Here is a 3,123-nt window from a genome sequence, read left to right on the forward strand (position 1 = left end):
CAGTGGTTAAGTTTTAAAGAGCGCACGGTGGATGCCTTGGCACTGGGAGCCGATGAAGGACGGAACGAACGCCGATACGCTTCGGGGAGCTGTAAGTAAGCTTTGATCCGAAGATTTCCGAATGGGGGAACCCCCTATCTTGAACAGATAGGATGCTCTGCTGAATCCATAGGCAGAGTAAGGCAGACCCGGGGAACTGAAACATCTCAGTACCCGGAGGAAGAGAAAGCAAATGCGATTTCCTGAGTAGTGGCGAGCGAAAGGGAAACAGCCCAAACCAAAGAGCTTGCTCTTTGGGGTTGTAGGACACTCCACATGGAGTCAGAAATGCACGTTTCAGGCGAACGACCTGGAAGGGTCGGCCAAAGAAGGCAAACGCCCTGTAGCCGACGGAACGTGCACTCCGGAGTGGATCCTGAGTACGGCGGGACACGAGAAACCCCGTCGGAATCCGGGAGGACCGTCTCCCAAGGCTAAATACTCCCCAGTGACCGATAGTGAACCAGTACCGTGAGGGAAAGGTGAAAAGCACCCCGGAAGGGGAGTGAAAGAGATCCTGAAACCGTGTGCTTACAAGTAGTTGGAGCCCCCTTCGGGGGGTGACAGCGTACCTTTTGTAGAATGGACCGGCGAGTGACGATTCTAAGCAAGGTTAAGCTGAAGAGGCGGAGCCGCAGCGAAAGCGAGTCTGAATAGGGCGAATGAGTTTAGGGTTGTCGACCCGAAACCGTGTGATCTACCCATGTCCAGGGTGAAGTTCAGGTAACACTGAATGGAGGCCCGAACCCACGCATGTTGAAAAATGCGGGGATGAGGTGTGGGTAGGGGTGAAATGCCAATCGAACACGGAGATAGCTGGTTCTCCCCGAAATAGCTTTAGGGCTAGCCTCGGATGAGTGAGACTTGGAGGTAGAGCACTGATTGAATAAGGGGTCCCCACAGGATTACCGAGTTCAGTCAAACTCCGAATGCCAAGCCCTTACGTCCGGGAGTCAGACGGCGAGTGATAAGATCCGTCGTCGAAAGGGAAACAGCCCAGACCGCCGACTAAGGTCCCTAAGTTTGTGCTAAGTGGGAAAGGATGTGACGTTGCCCAGACAACCAGGATGTTGGCTCAGAAGCAGCCACCATTTAAAGAGTGCGTAATAGCTCACTGGTCGAGTGGCGTCGCGCCGAAAATGTAACGGGGCTAAGCACAGCACCGAAGTCGCGGATGACCGTAAGGTCATGGTAGGGGAGCGTTCCAAGGGCATTGAAGATGTGCCGTGAGGCATGTTGGAGCGTTTGGAAGTGAGAATGCCGGTATGAGTAACGAAAAGAGAAGTGAGAATCTTCTCCGTCGAAAGCCTAAGGGTTCCTGAGGAAGGTTCGTCCGCTCAGGGTTAGTCGGGGCCTAAGCCGAGGCCGAAAGGCGTAGGCGATGGACAACAGGTTGATATTCCTGTACCAGCGTTTCACGTTTGAGTGATGGGGGGACGCAGGAAGGTAAGGCGAGCGCACGGATGGAAGTGTGCGTTCAAGCCGCGAGGCCGGCAGCGAGGCAAATCCCGCTGCTATCCGCCAAACGGTGATGAGGAGGGAACTTAAGTACCGAAGCGCCTGATCCTACACTGCCAAGAAAAGCCTCTAGCGAGTGAAACGGTGCCCGTACCCAAACCGACACAGGTGGGCAAGAAGAGAATTCTAAGACGCTCGGGAGAACTCTCGTTAAGGAACTCGGCAAAATCACCCCGTAACTTCGGGAGAAGGGGTGCTCGTCGGACCTACGGGTCCGATGAGCCGCAGTGAAAAGATCCAAGCGACTGTTTACCAAAAACACAGGTTTCTGCTAAACCGTAAGGTGATGTATAGGGGCTGACACCTGCCCGGTGCTGGAAGGTTAAAAGGAGAGGTTATCCTTCGGGAGAAGCTTTGAATTGAAGCCCCAGTAAACGGCGGCCGTAACTATAACGGTCCTAAGGTAGCGAAATTCCTTGTCGGGTAAGTTCCGACCCGCACGAAAGGTGTAACGATTTGGATACTGTCTCAACGAGAGACCCGGTGAAATTATAGTACCTGTGAAGATGCAGGTTACCCGCGACAGGACGGAAAGACCCCATGGAGCTTTACTGCAGCTTGATATTGGATGTGGGTATCGTTTGTACAGGATAGGCAGGAGCCTTGGAAACCGGACCGCTAGGTTCGGTGGAGGCATCGGTGGGATACTGCCCTGACGATATCGACATTCTAACCCTGAACCGTGATCCGGTTCGGAGACAGTGTCAGGCGGGCAGTTTGACTGGGGCGGTCGCCTCCTAAAAGGTAACGGAGGCGCCCAAAGGTTCCCTCAGAATGGTTGGAAATCATTCGCAGAGTGTAAAGGCACAAGGGAGCTTGACTGCGAGACCTACAAGTCGAGCAGGGACGAAAGTCGGGCTTAGTGATCCGGTGGCACCGCATGGAAGGGCCATCGCTCAACGGATAAAAGCTACCCTGGGGATAACAGGCTTATCTCCCCCAAGAGTTCACATCGACGGGGAGGTTTGGCACCTCGATGTCGGCTCATCGCATCCTGGGGCTGAAGTAGGTCCCAAGGGTTGGGCTGTTCGCCCATTAAAGCGGTACGCGAGCTGGGTTCAGAACGTCGTGAGACAGTTCGGTCCCTATCCGTCGCGGGCGTAGGAAATTTGAGAAGAGCTGTCCTTAGTACGAGAGGACCGGGATGGACACACCGCTGGTGTACCAGTTGTTCCGCCAGGAGCATACGCTGGGTAGCTATGTGTGGACGGGATAAGTGCTGAAAGCATCTAAGCATGAAGCCCCCTTCAAGATGAGATTTCCCATGATTTTAAATCAGTAAGACCCCTTAGAGATGATGAGGTTGATAGGTCTGAAGTGGAAGCACCGTGAGGTGTGCAGCGGACAGATACTAATCGGTCGAGGGCTTAACCCAGAATACCTTGGATTCACTTGTTTTGTTTCGATTGCTTTCGTTACCGGTTTTGAAGGCTCATGCGAGCCGGAAGTCTGGCGGTCATAGCGAAGAGGTCACACCCGTTCCCATCCCGAACACGGTCGTTAAGCTCTTCTGTGCCGATGGTAATTGGGGGCTGTCCCCCTGTGAGAGTAGGTCACTGCCAGGCA

The 3,123-nt window shown here is 54.0% G+C and carries 2 rRNA genes; both read left to right on the forward strand.

The window, feature by feature from the left end:
* Positions 1-4 precede the first annotated feature (4 nt).
* Positions 5-2,932: ribosomal RNA gene (locus NOM01_RS16970) — 23S ribosomal RNA — on the forward strand.
* Positions 2,933-3,005: 73 nt separating this feature from the next.
* Positions 3,006-3,122 (forward strand): 5S ribosomal RNA (rrf, locus tag NOM01_RS16975).
* The last annotated feature ends 1 nt before the right edge of the window (position 3,123 follow it).

It is taken from the genome of Sporolactobacillus sp. STSJ-5 (assembly GCF_024385605.1).
Taxonomy (GTDB): Bacteria; Bacillota; Bacilli; order Bacillales; family Sporolactobacillaceae; genus Sporolactobacillus.